Source organism: Vibrio sp. 704, from assembly GCF_033339295.1.
Map to the genome: position 1 here is coordinate 1 of NZ_JAWOUH010000868.1, position 550 is coordinate 550.

General features: G+C 48.2%; 1 protein-coding gene. It reads right to left on the reverse strand.

The window, feature by feature from the left end:
* Positions 1 to 550 (reverse strand): 4-hydroxy-tetrahydrodipicolinate reductase (gene dapB, locus R7R24_RS29600; RefSeq protein WP_318120576.1); only part of this gene is annotated, 550 nt, incomplete at both ends.

Sequence of the window (550 nt, forward strand, 5' to 3'; positions counted from 1 at the left end):
CTCATTCAAACCAAGCACATCGGTCATGGTATAAAAGCCCGCCGGCTTGGAATGTAGCCACACAGCAGCCTTCACGGCACCATTAGCAAAAGTCATGCGGTCCGTCGCTTTGTGCGTTATTTCGACTCGCTCACCAATATCAGCAAACATTGCTGTGTGCTCGCCGACAATGTCACCTGCACGAATGGTTGCAAAACCGATTTCATCTTTAGTACGCTCACCAGTAATGCCTTCACGCGCATACACCGCAACATCACTTAACTTGTTGCCCATAGCGCCAGCAATCGCCTCACCCATACCAATCGCAGTACCTGACGGAGCATCAACTTTATGGCGGTGATGAGCTTCGACAATCTCGACATCGCAGTAATCACCCATTACTTTTGCAGCTTTCTCAAGCAACTTAAATACTAGGTTCACACCAACAGAGTAGTTAGGCGCCATCACAACAGGTACGTGCTTCGCAACTGCATCAATCAGTGCTCGCTCTTCTTCACTAAAGCCAGTGGTACCAATTACGATAGACTTCCCATGCTGTTTACATAACTCT